Source organism: Photorhabdus viridis, assembly GCF_040256935.1.
In the GTDB taxonomy this organism is placed as follows: Bacteria; Pseudomonadota; Gammaproteobacteria; order Enterobacterales; family Enterobacteriaceae; genus Photorhabdus; species Photorhabdus viridis.
Genome location: NZ_JBEJZY010000198.1, coordinates 1 through 812 on the forward strand (window position 1 = coordinate 1; position 812 = coordinate 812).

Genomic DNA, 812 nt, shown 5'->3' on the forward strand with positions numbered 1-812 from the left:
CTGGCCGAACAATCGGTTGAATGAGCTGTTGCCCTGGCCTGATAATCCCTTCCGTTAACATCCCATTTTGTTGTTATCTGACAACGCAAGGTGAGTTCACCGGAACATTACCATAGAAATAACAAAGCCGAAAGATCACGGGGATATTTTCGGCTTTTTATTATTTATTGAAATTATCAACAAAAAATTAAAACATTAATCCCACCTTTCATCCAGATAAGGAGAGACATCATCAATTATCATAAAACCTGCCACACACTGGAGATGAAAATCTTTATTTTCTATTAGTAATGTGATTTCTTCTGGTTTTGATGAAATAACTGGAGAACAATTAAAACCAACGCTTCCTCCTTTACACTCAAATTGAGTAACATTACCAAAACTCAAAGTTATTACTAACGCATTAAACTCCCTTTTTTTCCATTTTTCAGGAATATTTTTAGGTATATTTCTAGAACGAATTCCTATTCTTAGAATAGAACCTGTATGATATAAAAAGTCTTCAAATTCAACATTATTTATTGAAAGTTCACCATTAAACATGAAATGAATTTTTTCTTTATACATGGCATGTTCAAACCACATAATTATGATCTCCCTTAATATTCATAATGCTCAAATGTCCCTGCTACTTTGTCATTCCTTGAACCATTTCCGGTTTTAGGATCAAATGGCCTTACATTAAAGTGTGGCCCCTGATTTCCGTAATGTTCCGGTGAACTCACCTTGCGTTGTCAGATAACCACAAAATGGGATATTAACTGAAGGGATTATCAGGCCAGGGCAACAGCTCATTCAACCGATTGTTCGGC

General features: G+C 35.3%; 2 protein-coding genes. Both read right to left on the reverse strand.

All coding sequences use genetic code 11. The features are described 5' to 3' along the window. Nucleotides 1–195 precede the first annotated feature (195 nt). Nucleotides 196–585 (reverse strand): Imm50 family immunity protein, encoded by a 390-nt coding sequence (locus tag ABR397_RS22940; RefSeq protein WP_052105844.1) that lies wholly within the window; start codon nt 583–585, stop codon nt 196–198. Between the two features lie 14 nt (nt 586–599). Further along, a complete protein-coding gene (locus tag ABR397_RS22945) occupies nt 600–725 on the reverse strand; it encodes an HNH/endonuclease VII fold putative polymorphic toxin (protein ID WP_350307723.1) in 126 nt (41 codons plus the stop codon). Nucleotides 726–812 lie beyond the last annotated feature (87 nt).